Below are 21,774 nucleotides of genomic sequence, written 5' to 3' on the forward strand. Positions count from 1 at the left end.
GCTCCGCCTTTCTCACCGAAGCAGCCAATCGCGCCATCGCTCCGTGCCTAATATTTTTGCCGGATCGCCGAGCCTCAGAGCCTGTTCCAAAAAGGGTTGAGCGATTACAGTAGGTTATGATCCAATCGGATTGCTTACATTCGATGGAGATCACAATGGCCTGGACAGTAACCGCTCGCTGCCACTATGTACGTCGCAATTCGCGCTATGCAACTGATTTAACGGATGCGGAATGGTCAGTGATCGAACCGCTGATGCCTTCGCCCAGATACCTTGGTCGCCCTCGCAAAACGGATCTGCGTGAGGTGGTAAACGCGCTTCTTTATATCGCATCATCTGGCGGTGCGTGGCGGCTTCTGCCAACCGATTTCCCACCATTCTCGACGGTACAGAAATACTTCTACCGCTGGCGCGATGAAGGCTTGCTGCGTACCATCAACAACACGCTTGTGATGCTGGCGCGTGAGCAGGCTGACAGGCAGCCCAGTCCAACGGCTGGCGTCATCGACAGCCAGTCAGTTAGAACCACGGAAAGTGGCGGAATACGGGGCTTTGACGCGGGAAAGAAGATTAGCGGACGTAAGCGTCACATTGTCGTTGATACCCTTGGCTTGATGGTTGGTCTGGTGATCCATTCTGCGGGTATTCAGGATCGCGATGGCGCACCGGACGTCTTGAAAACCATACTCAAACGATGGCCGTGGCTGCGACATATCTTTGCTGACGGCGGATATGCAGGCCCCAAGCTCAGAGGCAGGCTGGAAAAGGTCGGAAAGTTTACACTGGAAATCGTCAAGCGCTCCGATCAGGCCAACGGTTTCGAAGCCCTGCCACGCCGATGGGTGGTCGAGCGAACATTTGCATGGCTGGGAAGGTGTCGCAGACTGGCCAAAGACTTCGAGAAAACTATCGCTTCTTCCGAAGCGTGGATATACATCGCAAATATCCGCTTCCTCACACGGCGTATCGCAAGAGCCTGATATCATTACATTCATTATGATTCAGGCTCTCAGTAATTCCAGTTTATTCTCTGGAATATCAGCGTCAGCAAGAACTCCCAAAGCTCAAATTGCGGCATGATGCGTGATTACGTCAATATCTCTGGTCATCAACGAAGCCCCGCAGACGTTCCCACTAATATTTCAATCACAAGTAGTCGATCTTGTCTAATTATATGGCTCATGAATTATGCTTAGCGGTTGAAACAGAGTGATACCGTGATAAGGTCAGTTTGACTGAAATGTTGTCCGGCGCGCCTTCGACCAGATACAGCATCGGATATTTTATATGGGTGACGATGGCCGCCTATTCCGGATTTTGTTGTTTGACGTCCATTTCGCACGAGTTTATTACAAACAAATGGAAAACTTCAAGAAGTTGCGCGGCTACCAAAGAATTGCAACGCGATGCCCGATCCGGTGTGAATATTTTGCATCCTAACGATACCTACACAGCGCTGCCTGTCTAACCGTGGGCAGTGTCAAATCTTGGAGTTGCCCCTTAAAAACCGGACATTTTCAGGTTTGAGCATTTCGGCTCAGGAACTCTCGTGGAGATTGATATCCTAAAGCCTTGTGCGGGTGAAGATTGTTATAGTGCTCGAACCATAATGGCAGTTGAGCCATGACGGTTTCGGCGTCCGGCGTCGGATTTATTCGGACATAATCGCGCTTGAATGTTTTAACGAAAGCCTCAGCCATTCCATTTGACTGCGGGCTGCGCACTGGTGTTCTGCACTGTTCCATACCGATATCCCGGAGCAGAGACGCGGTGTTTTTCGCAATGAAGCATGAACCATAGCACCTACGGAAGGAAGAGTTGGAGCCACCTCAAACGGTGCGCGCAGCTTTTTTGCTGCAAGCGCGCACCGTTTGAGGTGGCCATGGCCAGTCGAAGTAGCTCTAGAATGTGAGTGTTCACAACTCATTCCGGAGAGACCGACCATGACCAGTCAGAATTCTATACCTGCCGATGCCGTGTTGGTAGCCATCGACATCGCCAAGGTTCGCAATGAAGTGTTGATCGAAGCACCCGGCCATAAACGCCGCCGTCGGTTGTCTGTTCTCAATACGCGTGCAGAACATGACCATCTGATCGCGATTTTGCAATCATATGACCGACCGGTGGTCTGCGCCTTTGAGGCAACGGGTAACTATCATCGTCCGATTGCCTGGCGGTTGGTGGAAGCCGGCTTCGAAACGCGGTTAGTGTCGTCGCTAGCGCTTGCCCGCACGCGAGAAGCCTTGCACAACAGTTGGGACAAAAACGATCCCAAGGATGCCCAGGTGATCCTGCACATGTTGAGGATCCACTCGACTCAGGTCTACCATGATCCCTTGCGTGCTGGCATCAACGACGTTCAAGAATTGTCGAAGACACACGAAGCCATTGCTAACGCCAAGACCGAGATCCAACATCGCATCCTGACGCATTACCTGCCGCTGTATTTTCCAGAGATCGAGCGTTTCCGGGGTAACAGTCGGAGCGACTGGTTCTTCGCGTTCTTCGACGCCTTCCCCACACCATCGAGCATCACGACACTGACGAAGGAGAAGTTCGTCGAAGCGGCATGGGATGTTGTCGGCAGGAAAGTGAGCAAGTCACAGATTTTAATGGATATTTATGAGACTGCCCGCACCTCGATTGGCTTGCCATTGCCGCTGGATGCGCCTGCAATTCGCATGTTTCGGATGGTTGTCGCCGAAGCCCGCAGCCTGATCCGCCAACGCAACGAGATCGAAGCACAGGCCGATGATTTGCTGCGAAACAGCCGTGATTATCAGATCCTGCGGCAGATTCCTGGGATCGGTCCGATCAACGCGCTAACGATAATTGCGGAGGCTGGGGACCTGCGCCGCTTTCATCATCACCGTCAGTTTCTCAAATTCTGCGGGCTGGACCTGTCGACACAGCAATCGGGCCAGTATCGCGGCCAGACCCGACTTTCCAAATTCGGCAACGCGCGGCTGCGACGAACCCTGTGGATTGCTGGGCAAGTTGCCATCCGCCAGCGTGAGAACGGCTTCCGACATAAATTCGAACGCTACATCGCGAGAGATCGTGACAATCCTGATCTGCGCCGCAAGGCAATGACCGCTATTACCGCCAAGATGGCGCGTGTCGTACACGCCGTCGTCAAAAGCGGTTCAGACTACCGGCCCTTCGTTGAAGGACGGGTACCAGGTGGAAGAACCTCTGTCAGTTAGAGCCGTGAGGGCATCCTTCGGATGATCCTGTAGACAATGCTTGGGTCTTCCACCTGGATCAGAAGCTCGTGTTAAGGACGGTGAGGGCCAAAAGGATGGACCCTGTGTTTGCTATGGACGAGACCTTTTCCCATGCCAGTGGAAGCCGCCTGGTTCGACGATGTGACTTGACGAGCGTCATGCAGCGTGAGCATGCTGACGAGCAGAGAAACTTTGTCTGCCAAGCCCATTTTCTTCCGCACTTAGGACGTTGTCGGTAAGCCACTGGATGGGCTCTGCCAGCATATTGATGCGCCCGAAGCGGTTTTCTACCGCCGTGATGACAAGATCCTGCACATCTTCGCTCTTGATGCCTTCTGTCGTGGCCACATGAGCGATTGCTTCCCGATCACAGCAGTCGAGCGCAAATGCAACGCGGACCTTTTCCTTGTTGTCGCACGTGATCTCGAAGCCATCGGAACACCATCTGGTATTGGAGCGCTCGACGGTGACTTGCCCGTCGTGTCTGCGTTCACCGGCAGCTCCGGTATGGCGCTGAAGGAGCAGATCATGCCGCTTCATCACGCGATAAACACGTTTGGCGTTCGGCCATGAACGCCCCTGTTCACGGGCTTTGCGCCGCAGAATGGCATGAACGCGCCGATAGCCATAGGTCGACATTTCTTCAATGACCGCCTTGATCTGAGCAACCAGATCAGCGTCGGGAAGCGGAGGTCTCCCTCGGGCTCTGGAAAGGGTGCCTGTGGCGCGTGCAGCGATGTTCGACCGGGCAACGCCTAACGTCTCGCATAGCGCCTTCATCGCAAAACGTCCTTCGGCAGCGAGATTGAGTGCAGCAGTCGTTTTTTTGGGCCGTTGGCGATTTCGAGGGCCTCCTTGAGAATTTCCCCTTCCATTGTCTTCTTGCCCAGCAGGCGCTGTAATTCCTTCACCTGAGCCTGAAGCGCCCGGTATTCCGAGGCAGGGACAACCTCCTCTTCGGCTGCGGTGGCAACCAAGGCACCCTGCGATGCAAGTTTGCGCCACGCGAACAACTGGTTAGGCGCAATGCCATGACGACGGGCGACCAGACTGACTGTCGCGTCCGCCTCGTAGGTTTCGTGGACGATCGCAAGCTTCTCCGCTGTACTCCAACGTCGACGCCGCTCAGGGCCGGAAAGAATTTCCATCTTAATGCTATTACCAGTCATAATGTGAACAGTAGTCCTATCACTTATTTAAGTGTGAGCGCAACGAATAGCCCACGTCTTTCGTGATTGACGGAATGGGTTTCCGGCTGGCAGTCAAAACTTTTGCTTTGCCCGCTTCGGCATAAAATAGGTTCGGATATTGACGAGTGCTTCAGCGACGTCAGCGGCATCCTGGCGGGTGGCTTTGCGTTTTGTCTCGCCGAGCTTGCGAATTGGCGCAATGATATCGCCGGTGACGGCATGACCGCGAAGAACCGGCTGCCAAAGTCTCGGCGCGTATCCTGTTGCCAGCAAAAAGCAGAGGTCCCAATCGAACGGATCAAAGGTTTGATCATCGATCCTGGTGAACCTGGGCCGGTAGTCTTTCGGGGTTTCAGAGAGGCTCCCCGAGATACGGTTATATTCCGCAACGATCGTCTGCACGGCCCGATGTTCGGTTGTTTCCATCGGCAGGTTCAGGGCGTCCGGGCCAGTCAGTTCCGGGATCCATTTGCGTGGGTCGATGAACTTTGGGCCAATGATCAGAGCCGTAAGATAACCATCGAGACCGCTCATTGACCAGATTGGCGATGCCGGACGGCGTCCCCTGATAAAGGCTTCGAACGCCGCGTCATCAAGCTTCGGTCGATCCGTCGTCCCCTGGCTGTTGTGCATCATGCCGCCCGTCGCTCCTGCTGCGTCATCGCTTCACGCTCAGCCTTCCAGGCCCACGGCAGGAGACTTTCCATTTCGTTGGCTTTCACTTTGCCGGAGATGATGCGCTCCAGCACATCGGCAAGCCAGACCTCGGGGTCCACACCATTCAGTTTACAGGTGTTGACGAGCGATGCGAGGACAGCGAAAGTCTTTCCACCCCGCTCGTTGCCCACGAACAGCGAATTCTTCCTCGTCAGGGCCACGGATTTCATTGAACGCTCGACCACATTGGAATCGATCTCGACCCGGCCATCATCAAGGCAGGCTGTCAACCCGCTCCAATGGTTGAGCGTGTAGCTGACGGCCTTGCCAAGCGCCGATTTCGCCGACACCTCGTCGCGCAGTTCGGTGAGGTGGACTTTCAGCTCTCTCATGACTGGAGCAGCCTCGCGACGTCTCACGACGAGCCGGGTATCGGCGCTTTCGCCGCGCAGTTTTGCTTCGACCCGATAGACTTCCGCAATCCTGGCAAGGATCGACAAAGCCTCCGAAGAACCCGTCAGCTTGACGACATCGACGAACTTGCGCCGCGCATGAGCAAGGCAGAAGGCCAGCCGCATGGGTGCGACATTGCTCTTGCCCCGACGTTTGACCATGGTTTTATAGGCTTGGTATCCATCGACTTGAAGCACGCCGGTAAACGACGACAATTGCCCCTCGATCTCGCGGGCGCTGCGGCTTTCGGCAAAGATATAGGCCACGGCCGGCGGTGCCGGACCATTCCAGGGACGGTCGTCAACCGCCTGCGCCCATAACTGGCAGACCTTGGTTCGTTTGCGCCCCGGCTCGAGCCGCGGCAACGGCGTCTCGTCACAGAACACTCTCGGCTGCGAGCGGATAAAGGCGGTAAGCGCGTCATAGAGAAGCTCCAGCCACCAGGCGACCCGCATCACCCAGGCGCCAAGCGTACCGCGATCGATGATGACACCGCAGGAGGCCAGCATTTGCGCCTGTCGATTGAGCGGGAGATGCCAGGCAAACTTCGAAACAGCGACATGCGCGGCAAACGCCGTGGTCACCATGCCACCGTCCATCACGCGCGCCGGTGCAGGTGCTTGCACGATGGCACTCTCACAGGCCCGGCATGCATAGCGCGGCCGGATCGTCCGTTTGACCCGGACAACAGCAGGTACGATGTCGAGCGCCTCGCTGACGTCCGTGCCGATGCAATGCAGTTCGAACGAACAGCAGGGGCAAATCTTGCTCTCCGGCTCAATGATCTCTTCATAGCGCGGAAGATGCTTGGGCAAGCGGCCGATATTGCGGGCAGACGATCGCCGTGCCTGTGTTTTGTCTTCACCGGCCGGTGCGGCATCGTCATTGGCTGCAACGGGAATATCGCTTAGATCGCCCAGGTCGAGCGTTGCCTGGGCTGGATCGATGATCGTCATCTTCTCCGATTTCGTCCCGAAGAGCTGGCGCTCAAGGAAGGCAATACGCGCTTTGAGATCGGCATTCTCTTCGTCGAGTAAGAGAATGATCCGGGTCAATTGCGCAGCATCCTGGGGCAAGGGATCGGGTCGAAGCAGCATGACCGACCCTATCATATTAGCCTGAATCTTCAAGCAAAACCAATAGGATCAGCCTACTTTTGAGGGTCGTCTCACCGCGTTTCGCTTGACCCGCGTCCAGTCAATGCCAGCTAGCAAAAGCGAGAACTCCTGGGCACTCATCTGCATCGCACCATCGCGGATCGGGGGCCAAACAAACTTTCCGCTCTCCAACCACTTTGTCGCCAGGATCATGCCTGACCCATCCCAGTAAATGCAGCGAAGTCGATCCAGACGCTTGGCGCGGAAAACGAACACGTCGCCACAATAGGGATCGGCCGCGAGCGCTGACGCCACCAAAGCCACAAGGCCATTCATGCCGCGCCGGAAGTCGACCGGTTGCGTAGCCACCATGATCTTCACGCCACTCGGCGAAACTCCGATCACCGGCGACCTCGCAAGGCCGCCACCATCGCTTGCGCCAGTTCAGGTGCTACCGGGCCGATAACCGTCATGCGCGCGCCAGCAATCTCGATCTCAATTCGACCCGCGGCAAAGTGGGCGACATCTGACGGCGAGCCTGGAGCCGGCGTTCGATCGCCAACTACCGTCACCGGCACGAACATCGCCTGCTGCGCACTGGACCTCGCAGATCGTTGAGAGGTCAGCCCAGCGTCCCGGCGCCAGACGTTCAGCAAGCCGCGATTGACGCCCCAGCGCCGGGCAACGGCCGAGATGTTAACATCAGGTTCCGCGCTTTCCGCAAGGATCCGCGCCTTCTCCTCGTCAGTCCAATTCCGCCGCTGCCGCCGGCCGGTAATCACCTCGATCCGACGATACTTTCCCTCATGCCTGGCTTCATCCATGTCTTCAAGCATGGCATCAGCGCGATCTCCAATCATCCCGGTCCGCTCCTATCAATGAAGGAGCTTATCTCGCGGCATCATTCACAAAAGAAAAGGTGGGATGTTCGTCGCGCTCACATTTAAGTGGCAGAAAATGTCCGGGCAATTAGGGGGCTATTCCAAATCTAACGCAGATGCGGGCCGAAGAAATTGCGACCGTCATGAAACTTTTTGGCCAGAACAGCGCTCCGATTTGTCGGCTCAGATGTTATCTTAGATGGCACTCTCGCAGGGAATTGCGATGCCCACACCTTTGGTCTTGCTCGTTGAAGATGGACCTTTACTGGTGTTCAGCTTGAGGGGTTTCTGCACGAACGAGGCTTTGATGTGTTATTGGCGACTGATGGACAATTGGCAACCCCAGAGATCGATGCCGACATATTCCGATTTTGTGCACTGGTTACCGATACTCGACATGGACGTCGCCCGGACGGGTGGCAATTGGCGTGGCGAGCCAGAGAACTTGCGACGATAATACTAGTCATTTATATCACGGAGGCTCGCGCAACCGAGCGGTCGTTACATTGCGTTCCCGGCAGAGCTATCATTGCAAAACCATTTGTTCACGCACAAGTTTATTCGGCGCTCAACTCAGTTTTCAAACATGCGTTGGGCGAACCGTGGCAAGCGTCTACAGTTCCTGTCGGATATACTGGTTCATTGAGCTTATTGGGCAAGCCGCCGTTCTAACGGCACTACAAACAATGATATAAGTCAGAAAGAAGGAAAAATGTTTCCGGAGCGTTTGGTCGAAGGTTATAAAGCTTTCCTGGATAAGCGATTCAGTAACGAGCACGAGCGTTACAAGGATTTGGCCGAGAAAGGTCAACATCCAGAAATCATGGTCATTGGATGCGTTGACTCTCGCGTGTCTCCGGAGGTCATCTTCGATGCAGCCCCCGGCGAATTGTTGGTCGCTCGAAACGTTGCCAACATCGTTCCTCCTTTTGAGCCTCACGGCGGAACGCAGCACGGCACAAGCGCGGCACTGGAGTTCGGCGTGCAAGCCTTGCACGTAAAACACATCGTGGTGCTCGGTCACGCACAATGCGGTGGTATTCGTGCTTTCGCTGACAAACAGGCGCCGCTGTCTCCTGGCGATTTTATTGGTCGATGGATGTCCCAAATCGCCCCAGCCGCTGACACGCTTGGCGAAAAGCATCATCATGACCACGGTGAGTATCTTCGCAGACTTGAATTCGCCTCGGTCGAACTGAGCTTGCGGAATCTGATGACTTTTCCATGGGTGAAAAGACGCGTGGACGAAGACAAACTGAAACTACATGGCGCATTTTTCGGCGTTGCCGAAGGTCGTTTGCTCGTCCGTGACATTGCGTCAGGAGCCTTCGAGCCGATTATCGGGACAATTAAATCGGCGTTTAACTGCACCGGTTAATAAGCGAGAATGGTTTATCTGGAAGATTAGGAAATGTCATAAAGTTCGAGGCGGAGGTTGCCCCGGTGTTCACCATGTTTCCTGGTTAATAGCCCGTTGAGTAGCCAATCAGTCAACGCACGGGATATAGATGAGCGATCGAACCCCTTGAATGCATAACGACCAATTGTGGCGCCTTGGTTAAAGTTGCAAGCACAAGAATGAAATGGAAAGCAGATCGGATGAGCGAGCGTAATGCAAAAACTATTGCCGCAGCACACGGCGTAGCGTCAGATACCAGTTTTGGCGCTGTGACGCCGCCGCTTTATCTCAGTAGCACTTTTGCATTTACGGGCTTTGATGCGCATCGAGGTTATGAGTATAGCCGCACGGCCAACCCCGGACGGGATTTGCTCGCAGATACAATCGCAAAGCTGGAGAAAGGGGCCGGAGCGATTGTTGTGAGTTCGGGAATGGCGGCTGTCAATCTGATTTTATCCACTGTTGCTCCTGGCGATCTCGTTGTTGCGCCCCATGATTGTTACGGGGGCACATACAGATTGCTTACTATGCTGCGCGATAAAGGCTATTTCAAACTGGAACTTGTCGACCAGTCAGATGCACAGGCTGTGGCATCGACGCTTTCGCATCGACCAAAGTTGCTGATCGTTGAAACTCCCTCCAACCCGTTGATGCGAGTTGTTGATGTTGCGGCAATCGCAGATCAGGCAAAGAAGGTCGGTGCAAGAGTAGCCGTCGATAATACCTTTCTGTCACCTGCCTTGCAGAATCCGATTTCTCTAGGTGCGGATTTTGTCATCCATTCCACGACCAAATATCTCAACGGACATTCAGACGTGGTTGGCGGGGCAGTTGTCTGCGCGACATTGGCCGATACGGAGCAGCTACGGTTCTGGGCAAATCTGACCGGCGTGACTGCGTCTCCCTTTGATGCCTATCTTACATTGCGAGGTATTCGTACCCTTTTCCCTCGCATTGAACATCAGGTGAGAAACGCTATGGCTATTGCCGCGTTTCTCGCCGGGCATCCGGCTGTCAAGGAAGTGTATTATCCAGGCCTGGAACAACATCCTGGACATGAAATAGCGACACGCCAGCAAAAGGGTTATGGCGCGATGCTCAGTTTTGAACTGCACGGTGGCTTAACACGTGTCCGGTCTTTCCTGGAAGCGGTTCAGATTTTTACGCTTGCTGAATCATTAGGCGGCGTTGAGAGCCTGGTTGCGCATCCAGCAACCATGACCCATGCGGGAATGGGACAAGAAGCGAGATTGGCTGCAGGTATCCGTGATAATCTTGTGCGGGTGTCAGTTGGTATTGAAGCAGAATCTGATCTAATCGCGGATTTGAAGCAGGCGTTAGCCATCAGCCTATCCGACTAACTCGCTGTCAAGTTCCTCGATCCTTCTTGATGAAGCTCGCGAACATTTGTCGGCGAGCGGATAGGTAATGCTCGCTTGCCGACCGTTCGGAATAATACCTCTTACGCCACAGTTCGCACGGTTTGCGTCGCGGTGGTGCTCCAAGCGCATACCGCAAGCTTCTTTCAATTCCTGCATTCATATCGAGGCAGGTGCTGTTGTTGTGGCACAAAATTGAGGGACTATGGCCTGACGCCTTAATAGCTATCGCCAGCTTCATAACGACAATATTGGTTCACACGATTTTGATGATAGTTCTGCCGTCGAGATTATTAATCGACGCAAATTTCTTGCGTGCCTCCGCTCAAGCATATAGATGCATATTAGATACATGATTTTATTATGTAACGCGCATTCCGGCGACCTTACCGTCGAAATGCGCAACAAGGCCGGAGAATGATCGGGCCGCCTGACATGCATTTGATACGGAGACACACATGTCGCAGACACTGAAGGAAAACACGGTTGCTATCGTCAAGGCTACCGTTCCCGCGCTTAACGCCCATGGACTTGATATTGTTCATGAGATGTATTCGCGCATGTTCCAGAACTCTGAGATCAGGGATTTGTTCAACCAGTCTCACCATGGCGACGCCTCATCGCAGCCCAGGGCGCTGGCGGGAGCCATTCTTGCATATGCCGGTAATATCGACAATCTGGGTGCGCTGGCTCCGGCAGTGGAGCGGATCGCACAAAAGCATGTCGGCCTTCAGATCCTGCCGGAACACTACCCGCATGTGGGCGAGGCGCTGCTGGGTGCGATCAAAGCTGTTTTAGGCGACGCTGCAACGGATGAAGTTCTGGAAGCCTGGGGAGAAGCTTATTGGTTCCTGGCGAACATATTGATGGCGCGGGAAAATCGTATCTATGACGAGCAGAAAGTCGCCGATGGCGGTTGGAATGGTTGGCGGGATTTTCGTATCGAAGAAATTATTCGTGAGAGCAGCACCATATCGTCGTTCGTTCTCCGCCCCGTGGATGGCGGGCCGGTCATGGAGCACAAGCCGGGCCAGTATCTGACTTTCTGGTTTGAAATCGACAATCAGGCGCCAATCAAGCGAAACTACTCCATTTCAAGTGCAACCAACGGCAAGACCTATCGCATCTCGGTCAAGAAGGAGCCGGGTGGTGCAGCCTCGAGCTGGCTTCACGATCAGGCAAGCGTTGGTACCGTCATCAAGGTGGCAGCGCCAGCAGGTGAATTCTTCCTCGCCGAACAGCCGACCCGCCCGGTTGTCCTGTTATCTGGCGGCGTGGGGCTTACGCCAATGGTCGCTATGCTCGAAACCATTGCCGATCAACATCCCGCACTTCCAACGCAATATATTCACGGGACACATAACCGTGAGACCCACGCGATGCGCGATCATGTACGTGCGCTTGCGGCTAAGGGCAGCGATATTCGTGTGAGCGATTTTCATCAGACGCCACTTGCCGGTGAAAATGCGGGCGATGACTACGATTACGCGGGACTGATAACCGATGAATGGCTCATCAACCACACGCCAGTGACAAACGCCGACTACTATATTTGTGGACCGCGACTGTTTATGCGTGCCGCCGTGTCAGCGCTCTCGCTTGCTGGTGTGCCTTCCGAGCGAATTCACTATGAATTTTTCGGACCTGCCGACGAACTCCTGGCAGCGTGAGGTCGCCCTCGAACGTTGTGCGACGACAAAGTATGGAACGGGTGAAAGCCCGTTCCCCGGACTATTCCACCAGGTCAAAGCCCAGCGGCGGCTTGCGTTCAGTTAATCGGCGCATGACTATCTTGTCCGTCAGCAGGTCTTCAACCGTATAGCTATCGAAGACACGAAGCATCGCTTCAACCCCCTGAGCGAGCACGCCTGTGAGGCCGCAAGCGGGTGAAAGTGCGCATTCCGGGCAATCTGCCAGTTGATGGAGCCCTTCTTCAGTATGTCGGACAACGGCGCCGACCGATATCATCTTCGCAGCACGCGCCAGACGCAGGCCTCCGCTTCGGCCGCGAACAGTTTCAATGAAACCGCCGCTCACAAGACCATTGACGACTTTCATCAAATGGTTGTGGGAAATCGAATATGCGTTTGCAATTTCTCCAATCGAGCACAGGCGATCCTCGTGAAGTGCCAGATGGATCAAGACGCGAAGCGAAAAGTCCGTATAAAGCGTCAAGCGCATATGGTTAATCCGTCATCCTGTAATTTCTACGGTGGCGAGAGAATCCGATACTATTCACCAGGAAAATGAATATGCGGAACCCTGGAAGCGTCAGTGCCAAAAGAGTCAAGCCGAACATGATTTCGATACATATCTCATAAAGCGGCAAGATAATTGGATTAATTGCCGACGAAGCAGTGATCTATCACAATCTGAACAGTGAAGGTGTTCCAAAATCGTTCTGCCGATCTCGTCCGGTGCCAACTTTAAATGGTTAAATGTCGCCCCTTATCCACTTTGGATACGGCACAGATAATAAACGGAAATAACGAAATCAATGAATTTGCAAGATTTGCGAAGGGTTGATTTTCAAGGCTTCTGGTCCAGATTCAATTATAAGCAGTCGCAAGCATAGGTGCCTTGAGGGAAAGCCATGTCAAAATTTGCCGTTGGAGATCATGTGGGCTGGAACTCAGAAGCCGGTCGCGTGAGTGGGCATATTATTAAGGTCCATGTGGCGGATTTCAATTTTAAAGGTCATCGTCATCGCGCGTCGGAAGATGATCCGCAATATGAGATCAGGAGCGATAAGACTGATCATATCGCCGCTCACAAGGGAAACGCTTTGTCGAGACTGGAAGAATGATCGCACAATATACGACCATTGGACACTCGAACCGCAGCCTTTGTGTATTTCTCGATATGTTGAGCGAGAGCGGCACCGAGATCCTTGTCGACGTGAGATCATTTCCGCGTTCACGCACAAATCCAGTGTATAATATTGGCAATCTTCCGGGAGAGCTGCAGAAAATTGGCATTGAGTATGTCCACTGCGCTGCGTTAGGTGGACGAAGATCCAAGCAAACCAATGTCGATGAACAAGTAAACGCGTTCTGGCGGGTGCAAAGCTTTCACAATTATGCCGATTATGCATTGGGAGAAGAGTTTGACTTGGCATTTAAGAAGTTAACTCACCTCGGCAACAATCGTCGTTTGACACTAATGTGTTCAGAAGCGGTGTGGTGGCGGTGTCATCGGCGTATTATTACTGACTATTTGCTTCTAAAAGGTCATCCCGTCGATCATTTAATGGCTCCTGGGCATTTGGAACATGCAGTGCCAACGATTGGCGCAACCAGGAATTCCCTGGGCAAGGTAATTTACTCTGGCACACCGTAATCCGATTTCTGATAGATGGCGGTCTGCAGTGTCTGTTCGGACACGCAACAAATAGTTGGCTCACGAAATTGATATTAAACATGAATAAATTGGGAATGTTTAATCCTGTGGTGAAACTCCGGCTTAAGAGCCTGTTCCAAAAAGGGTTGAGCGATTACAGTAGGTTATGATCCAATCGGATTGCTTACATTCGATGGAGATCACAATGGCCTGGACAGTAACCGCTCGCCGCCACTATGTACGTCGCAATTCGCGCTATGCAACTGATTTAACGGATGCGGAATGGTCAGTGATCGAACCGCTGATGCCTTCGCCCAGATACCTTGGTCGCCCTCGCAAAACGGATCTGCGTGAGGTGGTAAACGCGCTTCTTTATATCGCATCATCTGGCGGTGCGTGGCGGCTTCTGCCAACCGATTTCCCACCATTCTCGACGGTACAGAAATACTTCTACCGCTGGCGCGATGAAGGCTTGCTGCGTACCATCAACAACACGCTTGTGATGCTGGCGCGTGAGCAGGCTGACAGGCAGCCCAGTCCAACGGCTGGCGTCATCGACAGCCAGTCAGTTAGAACCACGGAAAGTGGCGGAATACGGGGCTTTGACGCGGCAAAGAAGATTAGCGGACGTAAGCGTCACATTGTCGTTGATACCTGAACTGATGGGGTGGATGCCCCCTCCGGTCGGCATCGGAGTATGATGCCTGCCCAGCGCCATGGTGGCGCTCATGGAGGAAAGGCAGATGACACAGGTGCATATCCTTGCGATCGACCTCGCGAAGCGGAGCTTCCAAGTCTGTGGAACGGATCGCGGCGGGGCGTGTGTGGATGCCCCCGGTTTGGCAAGAAGATTTTTTGACGGTAGTCCGCGAAACGAGGAATTCTATCGGTCGTGTGTCAGGCCTCTCGATGTGGCCTGATTAGCCACGGGCCGGGATGCAGTTCGAAGAACAGGGACCACATCGGTTCAGAGAGCTTTGTGCTCGAGCGCCGGGACTGGTTTACCCCATTCTGAACATTGAAGTCCTTTCCGCATCGTTCCGTCAGTCGATCTTCCCACCGGAGCTTTTGGCCCCAGGCATCACCGCATCACCTTTCGAGAAAGGCAGCGGATTACGCCATTCTGTAATTCTGCTCCTTGGTCATCATTGCCCATATGATACGCGCCATCTTGTTGGCGAGCGCGACAGCCGCCACCATCCGAGGCTTTCGTCCAAGAATTGCTCCAAGCCAGTTGTCCGGTAACACGCCCTTGCGCACTATCCAGCGGATCAGGCTCATGGCTCCGACGATGAGGAGCTTTCGGATATCGGCCTGCCCCATCTTGCTGACACCGCCCAGTCTTGTCTTGCCACCCGTTGAGTGCTGCCTGGGCACAAGGCCGAGCCAAGCAGCAAAGTTCCGGCCGCTCTTGAATGCACGAAGATCGGGAGCAAACGCGAGGATCGCGCCGGCGGTTACGGGGCCGATGCCGGGAACGGTGCAAAGTCGACGCATATCTTCATTCGCCTTGGTAGCTTCTCGAAGCTTCAGCATCAGCCCATCGATCTTCTCGGTCAGCAGCCCGATCTGGTCCAGGTAGAGCTGACCAATCTCTCTGACTCCATCAGGGAGATCATTTGTCTGATCGGCCAGAATACCTACCACCGTAGTGAGATTGGCTGGTCCTTGAGCAACGACGATTCCAAATTCGCCGAGGTGCCCGCGCAACGCATTGATGAGCTGGGTGCGCTGGCGCACGAAGCACTGGTGCGTTCGAAACGCCACCGCACGCGCCTGATGTTCAGCGCTCTTGACCTCGACATAATGCATGTTCGGTCGCCGTGCAGCCTCCGCGATCGCCGCTGCATCGGCTGCGTCATTCTTCTGCCGTTTGACAAACGGCTTCACGTAGATCGGTGGAATTAGCCGTACATTATGGCCACAGCCTTGAGCAAAGCGGCCCCAGAAATGGCTGGTGGCACAGGCCTCCATCGCGACGATACACGGCGACTGCTCGTTCAAAAGTTGCTGTAATCGGGCTCGCGAGAGAAGCCGGTTGAATAGAACCGCCCCGCCGCGATCCGTTCCACAGACTTGGAAGCTCCGCTTCGCGAGGTCGATCGCAAGGATATGCACCTGTGTCATCTGCCTTTCCTCCATGAGCGCCACCATGGCGCTGGGCAGGCATCATACTCCGATGCCGACCGGAGGGGGCATCCACCCCATCAGTTCAGCACGTCAAAAAGCTGTAGTCACTGGAGCAAGCTCTGGCATCGGAAAAAGTGTCGCAATAGCTTTGGGCCAGGCGGGTGCCGATGTGATTGTGAACTACGTTGTTAGTGACGACGACGCGAGTGCAGTGGTCGATCAAATTCGTCAAGCAGGCAGCAAAGCCCTGGCACTAAAAGCAGACGTTTCGCTAGAAGCTGAAGTCGATGTCATGTTCGAACGCGCCATAAGTGAATTTGGCACTGTCGACATCCTCGTGGCCAATGCGGGCCTGCAATGCGACTCTAGTTTTACTCAAATGTCACTTGAGAAGTGGAATAAGGTCCTCGATGTCAATCTAACTGGACAATTTCTTTGCACCCGTGCTGCGACACGCGAGTTTTTTCGGCGTGGCATAATACCCTCCGTTTCCTGTGCAGCGGGTAAAATTATCTGCATGAGCTCAGTACATCAGGCAATACCGTGGGCGGGCCATGCGAATTACGCTACCTCGAAAGGTGGCGTCAAATTAATGATGGAAAGCATAGCGCAGGAACTGGCGCCGAAACATATCCGCGTTAACGCCATCGCGCCTGGCGCTATAAGGACGCAAATTAATTCATCAGCCTGGGAAACGGAAGAAGCTCTGAGAAGATTGCTCACACTGATCCCTTACGGGCGGATCGGCGAACCGGAGGACGTTGCGCGAGCTGCTGTTTGGCTCGCGTCGGACGAATCTGACTATGTCGTTGGGACCACGCTTTTCATCGACGGTGGAATGACGCTTTTTCCTGGATTTTCTACGAATGGTTGATAAAGATGGATACTAGAGACCGCTGCGCTGTTCGTTCTTGTGAAGGTTTTCGGAAATGACAAGCCGGACGCCGTATCTCCGTCCGCCCTTGCTTCCTCACAGACCGCGATCCAACCATTCGCTCAGGCCGGTCCGCCTTTAGGCTTTGTGAAGGCAACATCTCCCCCGACAGCACCCCTCCCCCGACATCGGCTGACAGGCATCCTTTTATTGGGAAATGGCTCTATTTGATCGCTAAGGTAAACATGAGTGTCCTTCGAGGGGGCGATCACGGATTTCGCCCTACCGGTAGAAACTGATAGCACGTTTCAGCGCGTTGTTGTGGACCAGATCGTCGTTCTATTCTGGTCGGATATTCTAGAGGTTTGCTTCCGACATTTGCATCCCTCTGATATGAGCGCTGGCAAATGTCGGAAGCAAAAAGACCGCTAGTTCTGGTCCAGCACTCGCGACAGGCTGAGAGCTGCCAGCGTGCAGATTGCTCCGGATATAAGATATCCGCCGATGAAAATTATTCCGAGGCTGCTGGCGAGGCCGAGTGCCACGAGCGGGGCGAAAGCTGCACCCACAAGCCAGGCGAGGTCTGACGTCAGAGCCGCGCCGGTATAGCGATAATATTGTGTGAAACGGGAAGACACCGCGCCGGACGATTGACCGAATGTCAGCCCCAAAACACCAAAGCCTATCAGAATATAGGCGTCCTGCCCCGCGCTGCCCGCATCGAGAAGGAAAGGCGCGGAAAAGCTGAAGAGAGCGATAATTATTGCGCCGATCATCAATTCGTTACGTCGCCCGATGCGATCAGCAACAAATCCGGACAGGATGATACCGATCAGACCGACCGCAGCACCCGCCACCTGAACCCAGAGGAAGCGTTCAGCGGGCTGGGCGCCCGAGAGAACAACCCAGCTAAGCGGAAAGATCGTTACGAGGTGGAACATCGCAAAGCTTGCCAGCGGCACAAAGGCTCCCAGAACCACATCGATACTATGTTTACTCAGCATTTCAAAAACGGGTCGCGGCTGAAGTTCCTGCGCATCCATTGCTGCGCCGAACTCGCTGCTCGCAACGATGCGGAGGCGCGCAAACAGCGCGACGACGTTAATCGCGAAGGCCACAAAGAATGGATAGCGCCAACCCCATGCAAGAAAATCCGCTTCGCTGAGATTATGTACGAAATAGGCAAAAAGAATGCTTGCCAGTGCGAAGCCGATGGGCGCTCCCAATTGCGGGATCATCGCATACCAGCCACGCTTGCCCACGGGCGCACTCAAGCTCAGGAGAGAAGCCAGACCGTCCCATGCGCCGCCGAGCGCGAAGCCCTGGCCCAGTCTGAACAGGGCGAGCAAAAACACAGCCCAATATCCGATCGTCTCGAACCCCGGCAGAAAGGCGATAGAGGCTGTTGAGCCGCCCAGAATAACCAGAGCGAGCGTGAGTTTTGTTCCTCGCCCGTAATGGCGATCAATCCACATGAAGACGAACGAACCCACAGGTCGCGCAATGAATGCCAGCGAAAAAACCGCGAACGACATCAAGGTTGCCGTTACCGGATCAGGGGCGAACGGGAAAATCAGCTTGGGAAAAACCAGAATGGAACCAAGTCCGTAGACGAAAAAATCGAAAAACTCGGAGGTTCGCCCGATGACAACGCCGATGGCGACATTTCCCGGCGACAAAGGCTTTCCGTCGCTATGGATGCGTCGAGCGTCCTGTTCGAGACCTGATGATGTCGGTGTTGCGGACGAACTCATGAAACTCTCCGAGGGAAATGTATCATGTGCTTTATGATGTCGCACAACGACAAGTTATCAAGGAACAGGTCAAAAAAAAAGCAGATATAGTTGTCTCGTAGTCTGTTGGACTGAACAATTTTCATAAACTGAAAAATGGGTCTTCCCGAAATGCGATTGTGCCTTATCATGATGAAGGAACAGAATGTAGGTCGGGTTAGACATGAACGCATTCTTCAGTTTCACGCGAAAAGCGATCCCAGCCGTGGTTCTTCTGCCGGGGCTGGCTGGCTGCAATATGGTCGTGATGTCGCCATCTGGTGACATTGCAGCGCAGCAGAGAGACCTCATCGTCGTATCGACGATCCTGATGCTGATCATTATCGTGCCGGTTATCTTCCTGACGCTTTTCTTCGCTTGGCGGTACAGGCAGTCGAACAACGCCGCCAGATATGATCCCGAATGGCATCATTCGACAGCGCTGGAAGTGGTTATATGGACCGCTCCTCTGATGATTATCATCGCATTGGGCGCGATCACCTGGGTGAACACACATAAACTCGACCCTTACCGGGCATTGGATCGCATTGATGGCACGCGGCCGGTCGAGGCCGGAACCAAACCCCTGACGGTCGAAGTTGTAGCGCTCGACTGGAAATGGCTGTTCTTTTATCCGGATTACGGTATCGCCACTGTCAACGAGATGGCGGCACCGGTAGATACGCCCATCGACTTCAAGATCACGGCCTCGTCGGTTATGAATTCCTTCTATATTCCGGCACTTGCAGGCATGATTTATGCCATGCCGGGAATGCAGACGCGGCTTCATGCGGTCATCAACAAGGCCGGTGAATATGAAGGATTTTCATCCAACTATAGCGGCGAAGGCTTTTCGCATATGCGCTTCCAGTTTCACGGGCTTGACGCCTCGGGTTTCGACAACTGGATAAGCCAGGTGAAGCAGAATGGAACCGCCCTGAACAGGGATACTTATCTGAAGCTCGAAAAGCCGAGCATCAGGGAGCCGGTTCGTTACTTCGGTGCCGTTGAAAGCGGACTTTTCGAAGCCGTGCTCAATATGTGCGTTCGCCCCGGCCAGATGTGCATGAGTGAAATGATGCACATCGACAGGATGGGCGGCGCGGGCCTTGATAGTCGCGAAAACAAGGCCCGGCTACAGCATGATAATCGTCATAGCGCCGATGCCGCGCAGTCCAGCGCAACTGATATTCAAGCTGTACCCGACGCGCAAAGGGAGCAGGGTCATGACATGCACAATATGCCCTGAAGCACCTTTGTGCCGATGGCGTGGAGCAGGGTTAGCGGCAGTTCTGCGGCCAGGATAAGCCGTAGGGCAAGACCAAAAGATTGAAGAATCTGCAATCGGATAACAGTAACTTCGGGAATGTTCTATCATGATTGGCGGTGACAGTTCCACGAGTATGATCTTCGGGCGCCTCTCCCTGGAAGCGATACCCTATCACGAACCAATCCTCCTGGTGACCTTCATAGTGGTCGCAATTGGGGGTATCGCGGTTGTGGGGTCGATTACCTATTTCAGGCTTTGGGGGTATCTGTGGAACGAATGGTTCACCAGTGTGGACCACAAGAAGATCGGCATCATGTATGTCATTCTCGCATTGATCATGCTTCTGCGTGGTTTTGCCGACGCCATCATGATGCGCATCCAGCAGGCAATAGCGTTCAACGGGTATGAAGGCTATCTGCCGCCGCACCATTACGACCAGATATTCACCGCGCATGGCGTTATCATGATTTTTTTCATGGCCATGCCCTTCGTGACGGGCTTGATGAACTATGTTGTCCCGCTGCAGATAGGTGCGCGGGACGTTTCGTTCCCGTTTCTCAATAATTTCTCGTTCTGGATGACAACCGGCGGCGCCATCATCATCATGATGTCGCTTTTTGTAGGAGAGTTCGCCCGCACTGGCTGGTTAGCCTATCCCCCCTTGTCTGGCATTGACTACAGTCCCGACGTTGGGGTCGATTATTATATATGGGGCCTGCAGGTCGCGGGCGTGGGCACGACGCTTTCTGGTATCAATTTGATAGCCACCATCGTCAAGATGCGAGCTCCGGGCATGTCCTTCATGAAAATGCCGGTCTTCACCTGGACCTCGCTTTGCACCAACGTGCTCATTGTGGCGACATTCCCCATCCTAACTGCAACGCTCGCCCTTCTGTCGCTGGATCGTTATGTGGGGACGAATTTCTTCACCAACGATCTTGGTGGCAATCCGATGATGTATATCAACCTCATCTGGATATGGGGTCACCCGGAAGTCTACATTCTTGTATTGCCGGCTTTCGGCATTTTTTCCGAAGTGGTCGCAACCTTCTGCGGCAAGCGCCTGTTTGGCTATGCGTCGATGGTCTACGCAACCTGCGTCATCATGATCCTGTCCTATATTGTGTGGCTCCACCACTTCTTCACAATGGGGTCTGGCGCTTCGGTCAATGCGTTCTTCGGTATCACGACGATGATCATCTCCATCCCCACCGGGGCGAAGATGTTCAACTGGCTCTTCACAATGTATCGCGGACGTATCCGCTATGAAGTGCCCATGTTATGGACGATCGGCTTCATGGTGACATTCGTGATCGGCGGTATGACGGGTGTGATGCTTGCAATTCCACCGGCCGATTTCGTACTGCACAATTCGCTCTTTCTCATCGCCCATTTTCATAACGTGATTATCGGTGGTGTTGTCTTCGGCCTGATGGCAGGGCTCGTTTACTGGTGGCCGAAGGCATTCGGCTATAAGCTTGATCCTTTCTGGGGAAAGATGAGCTTCTGGTTCTGGCAGATCGGCTTCTTCTTCGCCTTCATGCCGCTGTATGTTCTTGGGCTGAAAGGGGTTACCCGGCGGCTGAGCCAGTTTGAAGATCCTTCCTTGCAGATATGGTTTGTCATTGCGGCCTTCGGCGCTGTCTTGATCGCGCTCGGAATCGCGTCCTTTCTCGTCCAGCTCGTCGTGAGTTATTTGAAGCGGGAGCAATTGCGTGACCTTACCGGTGATCCATGGGGCGGCCGTACGCTTGAATGGTCGACGTCCTCGCCTCCGCCGGAATACAACTTCGCCTTTACGCCCGTGGTTCACGATCTCGACAGCTGGTATGATATGAAAAACCGCGGCCATGAACGACCGCTGACCGGCTTCCGCCCCATTCATATGCCGCGCAATACAGGCGCCGGTGTCATACTGGCCGCACTGAGCGTCGTCCTTGCCTTTGCCCTCATATGGTACATCTGGTGGCTGGCAATCCTGTCCTTTGCCGCTTTGCTGATCGCCGCAATAGGGCACACATTCAACTATCAACGTGACTTCTATATCCCCGCTGAAACAGTTGCGGCGACAGAAGACGCCCGTTCAAAACTTCTCGCTGGATAGGC

General features: G+C 54.0%; 16 protein-coding genes and 4 pseudogenes. 11 read left to right on the forward strand and 9 right to left on the reverse strand.

All coding sequences use genetic code 11. The annotated features are described in order from the left end of the window. Positions 1 to 155: 155 nt before the first annotated feature. The gene (locus tag MKS82_RS27785) at positions 156 to 980 is read left to right on the forward strand and encodes an IS5 family transposase (protein ID WP_024899206.1); all 825 of its coding nucleotides are present in this window, start codon (positions 156 to 158) and stop codon (positions 978 to 980) included. 537 nt (positions 981 to 1,517) lie between these two features. Here MKS82_RS27785 and MKS82_RS27790 read toward each other — a convergent pair. Continuing rightward, a pseudogene (locus MKS82_RS27790) lies at positions 1,518 to 1,796 on the reverse strand (integrase core domain-containing protein); the annotation flags it as partial. Between the two features lie 147 nt (positions 1,797 to 1,943). Between MKS82_RS27790 and MKS82_RS27795 the strand changes: the two are divergent. Beyond that, positions 1,944 to 3,231 (forward strand): annotated as a pseudogene (locus tag MKS82_RS27795) (IS110 family transposase). Between the two features lie 224 nt (positions 3,232 to 3,455). Here the strand turns inward: MKS82_RS27795 and MKS82_RS27800 are convergent. From MKS82_RS27800 to tnpA, 5 genes and pseudogenes are all read right to left on the reverse strand, one after another. Continuing rightward, a pseudogene (locus MKS82_RS27800) lies at positions 3,456 to 4,396 on the reverse strand (IS3 family transposase); the annotation flags it as partial. A gap of 93 nt (positions 4,397 to 4,489) precedes the next feature. Next, on the reverse strand, positions 4,490 to 5,053 hold the full coding sequence (locus MKS82_RS27805; protein WP_105528924.1) for a UPF0149 family protein: 564 nt from the start codon (positions 5,051 to 5,053) through the stop codon (positions 4,490 to 4,492). Continuing rightward, on the reverse strand, positions 5,050 to 6,624 hold the full coding sequence (gene tnpC, locus MKS82_RS27810; RefSeq protein WP_240578979.1) for an IS66 family transposase: 1,575 nt from the start codon (positions 6,622 to 6,624) through the stop codon (positions 5,050 to 5,052). Before tnpC ends, MKS82_RS27805 begins: the two co-directional genes overlap by 4 nt. Before the next feature lie 48 nt (positions 6,625 to 6,672). Next, on the reverse strand, positions 6,673 to 7,029 hold the full coding sequence (gene tnpB, locus MKS82_RS27815; protein WP_105528926.1) for an IS66 family insertion sequence element accessory protein TnpB: 357 nt from the start codon (positions 7,027 to 7,029) through the stop codon (positions 6,673 to 6,675). Further along, positions 7,026 to 7,484, reverse strand: coding sequence for an IS66-like element accessory protein TnpA (gene tnpA, locus MKS82_RS27820; protein WP_168436537.1), 459 nt, complete (start codon positions 7,482 to 7,484; stop codon positions 7,026 to 7,028). Before tnpA ends, tnpB begins: the two co-directional genes overlap by 4 nt. A 733-nt stretch (positions 7,485 to 8,217) precedes the next feature. Between tnpA and MKS82_RS27825 the strand changes: the two genes are divergently transcribed. The 3 genes from MKS82_RS27825 to hmpA all read left to right on the forward strand — a co-directional run bounded on the left by MKS82_RS27825 (position 8,218) and on the right by hmpA (position 11,953). After that, positions 8,218 to 8,883, forward strand: a complete 666-nt coding sequence (locus tag MKS82_RS27825) for a carbonic anhydrase (RefSeq protein WP_151558799.1) — start codon at positions 8,218 to 8,220, stop codon at positions 8,881 to 8,883. A 221-nt stretch (positions 8,884 to 9,104) separates the two neighbouring features. Further along, complete coding sequence (gene metB, locus MKS82_RS27830; protein ID WP_151558797.1) at positions 9,105 to 10,265, forward strand: cystathionine gamma-synthase; 1,161 nt, start codon at positions 9,105 to 9,107, stop codon at positions 10,263 to 10,265. Between the two features lie 476 nt (positions 10,266 to 10,741). Continuing rightward, the gene (hmpA, locus tag MKS82_RS27835; RefSeq protein ID WP_151558785.1) at positions 10,742 to 11,953 is read left to right on the forward strand and encodes an NO-inducible flavohemoprotein; all 1,212 of its coding nucleotides are present in this window, start codon (positions 10,742 to 10,744) and stop codon (positions 11,951 to 11,953) included. 61 nt (positions 11,954 to 12,014) lie between these two features. On the opposite strand, the gene MKS82_RS27840 is transcribed toward hmpA, so the two are convergent. Next, positions 12,015 to 12,464, reverse strand: a complete 450-nt coding sequence (locus MKS82_RS27840; RefSeq protein WP_151558783.1) for an Rrf2 family transcriptional regulator — start codon at positions 12,462 to 12,464, stop codon at positions 12,015 to 12,017. Between the two features lie 412 nt (positions 12,465 to 12,876). Between MKS82_RS27840 and MKS82_RS27845 the strand changes: the two genes are divergently transcribed. From MKS82_RS27845 to MKS82_RS27855, 3 genes and pseudogenes are all read left to right on the forward strand, one after another. Beyond that, on the forward strand, positions 12,877 to 13,089 hold the full coding sequence (locus MKS82_RS27845) for a hypervirulence associated TUDOR domain-containing protein (RefSeq protein WP_176038484.1): 213 nt from the start codon (positions 12,877 to 12,879) through the stop codon (positions 13,087 to 13,089). After that, entirely contained in the window at positions 13,086 to 13,622 is a 537-nt protein-coding gene (locus MKS82_RS27850) for a DUF488 domain-containing protein (protein ID WP_240579563.1), read from the forward strand. Before MKS82_RS27845 ends, MKS82_RS27850 begins: the two co-directional genes overlap by 4 nt. 205 nt (positions 13,623 to 13,827) lie before the next feature. After that, positions 13,828 to 14,277 (forward strand): annotated as a pseudogene (locus MKS82_RS27855) (IS5 family transposase); the annotation flags it as partial. A 458-nt stretch (positions 14,278 to 14,735) separates the two neighbouring features. On the opposite strand, the gene MKS82_RS27860 reads toward MKS82_RS27855, so the two are convergent. Then, complete coding sequence (locus MKS82_RS27860) at positions 14,736 to 15,749, reverse strand: IS110 family transposase (protein ID WP_151616072.1); 1,014 nt, start codon at positions 15,747 to 15,749, stop codon at positions 14,736 to 14,738. Positions 15,750 to 15,774: 25 nt separating this feature from the next. Here MKS82_RS27860 and MKS82_RS27865 point away from each other — a divergent pair, with 25 nt between their 5' ends. Continuing rightward, positions 15,775 to 16,626 carry an SDR family oxidoreductase gene (locus tag MKS82_RS27865; RefSeq protein ID WP_240579564.1) on the forward strand — a complete coding sequence of 284 codons (852 nt, stop codon included), beginning with the start codon at positions 15,775 to 15,777 and terminating at the stop codon, positions 16,624 to 16,626. 428 nt (positions 16,627 to 17,054) lie between these two features. Here MKS82_RS27865 and MKS82_RS27870 read toward each other — a convergent pair whose 3' ends face one another. Then, complete coding sequence (locus MKS82_RS27870; protein WP_061345703.1) at positions 17,055 to 18,380, reverse strand: MFS transporter; 1,326 nt, start codon at positions 18,378 to 18,380, stop codon at positions 17,055 to 17,057. Positions 18,381 to 18,582: 202 nt separating this feature from the next. On the opposite strand from MKS82_RS27870, the gene cyoA reads away from it, so the two are divergent. Further along, the gene (gene cyoA, locus MKS82_RS27875; protein WP_151648949.1) at positions 18,583 to 19,647 is read left to right on the forward strand and encodes a ubiquinol oxidase subunit II; all 1,065 of its coding nucleotides are present in this window, start codon (positions 18,583 to 18,585) and stop codon (positions 19,645 to 19,647) included. 127 nt (positions 19,648 to 19,774) lie between these two features. Next, a complete protein-coding gene (gene cyoB, locus MKS82_RS27880; RefSeq protein ID WP_240579565.1) occupies positions 19,775 to 21,772 on the forward strand; it encodes a cytochrome o ubiquinol oxidase subunit I in 1,998 nt (665 codons plus the stop codon). The last annotated feature ends 2 nt before the right edge of the window (positions 21,773 to 21,774 follow it).

The sequence above is a fragment of the Ochrobactrum sp. A-1 genome (genome assembly GCF_022488005.1).
Classification (GTDB): domain Bacteria; phylum Pseudomonadota; class Alphaproteobacteria; order Rhizobiales; family Rhizobiaceae; genus Brucella.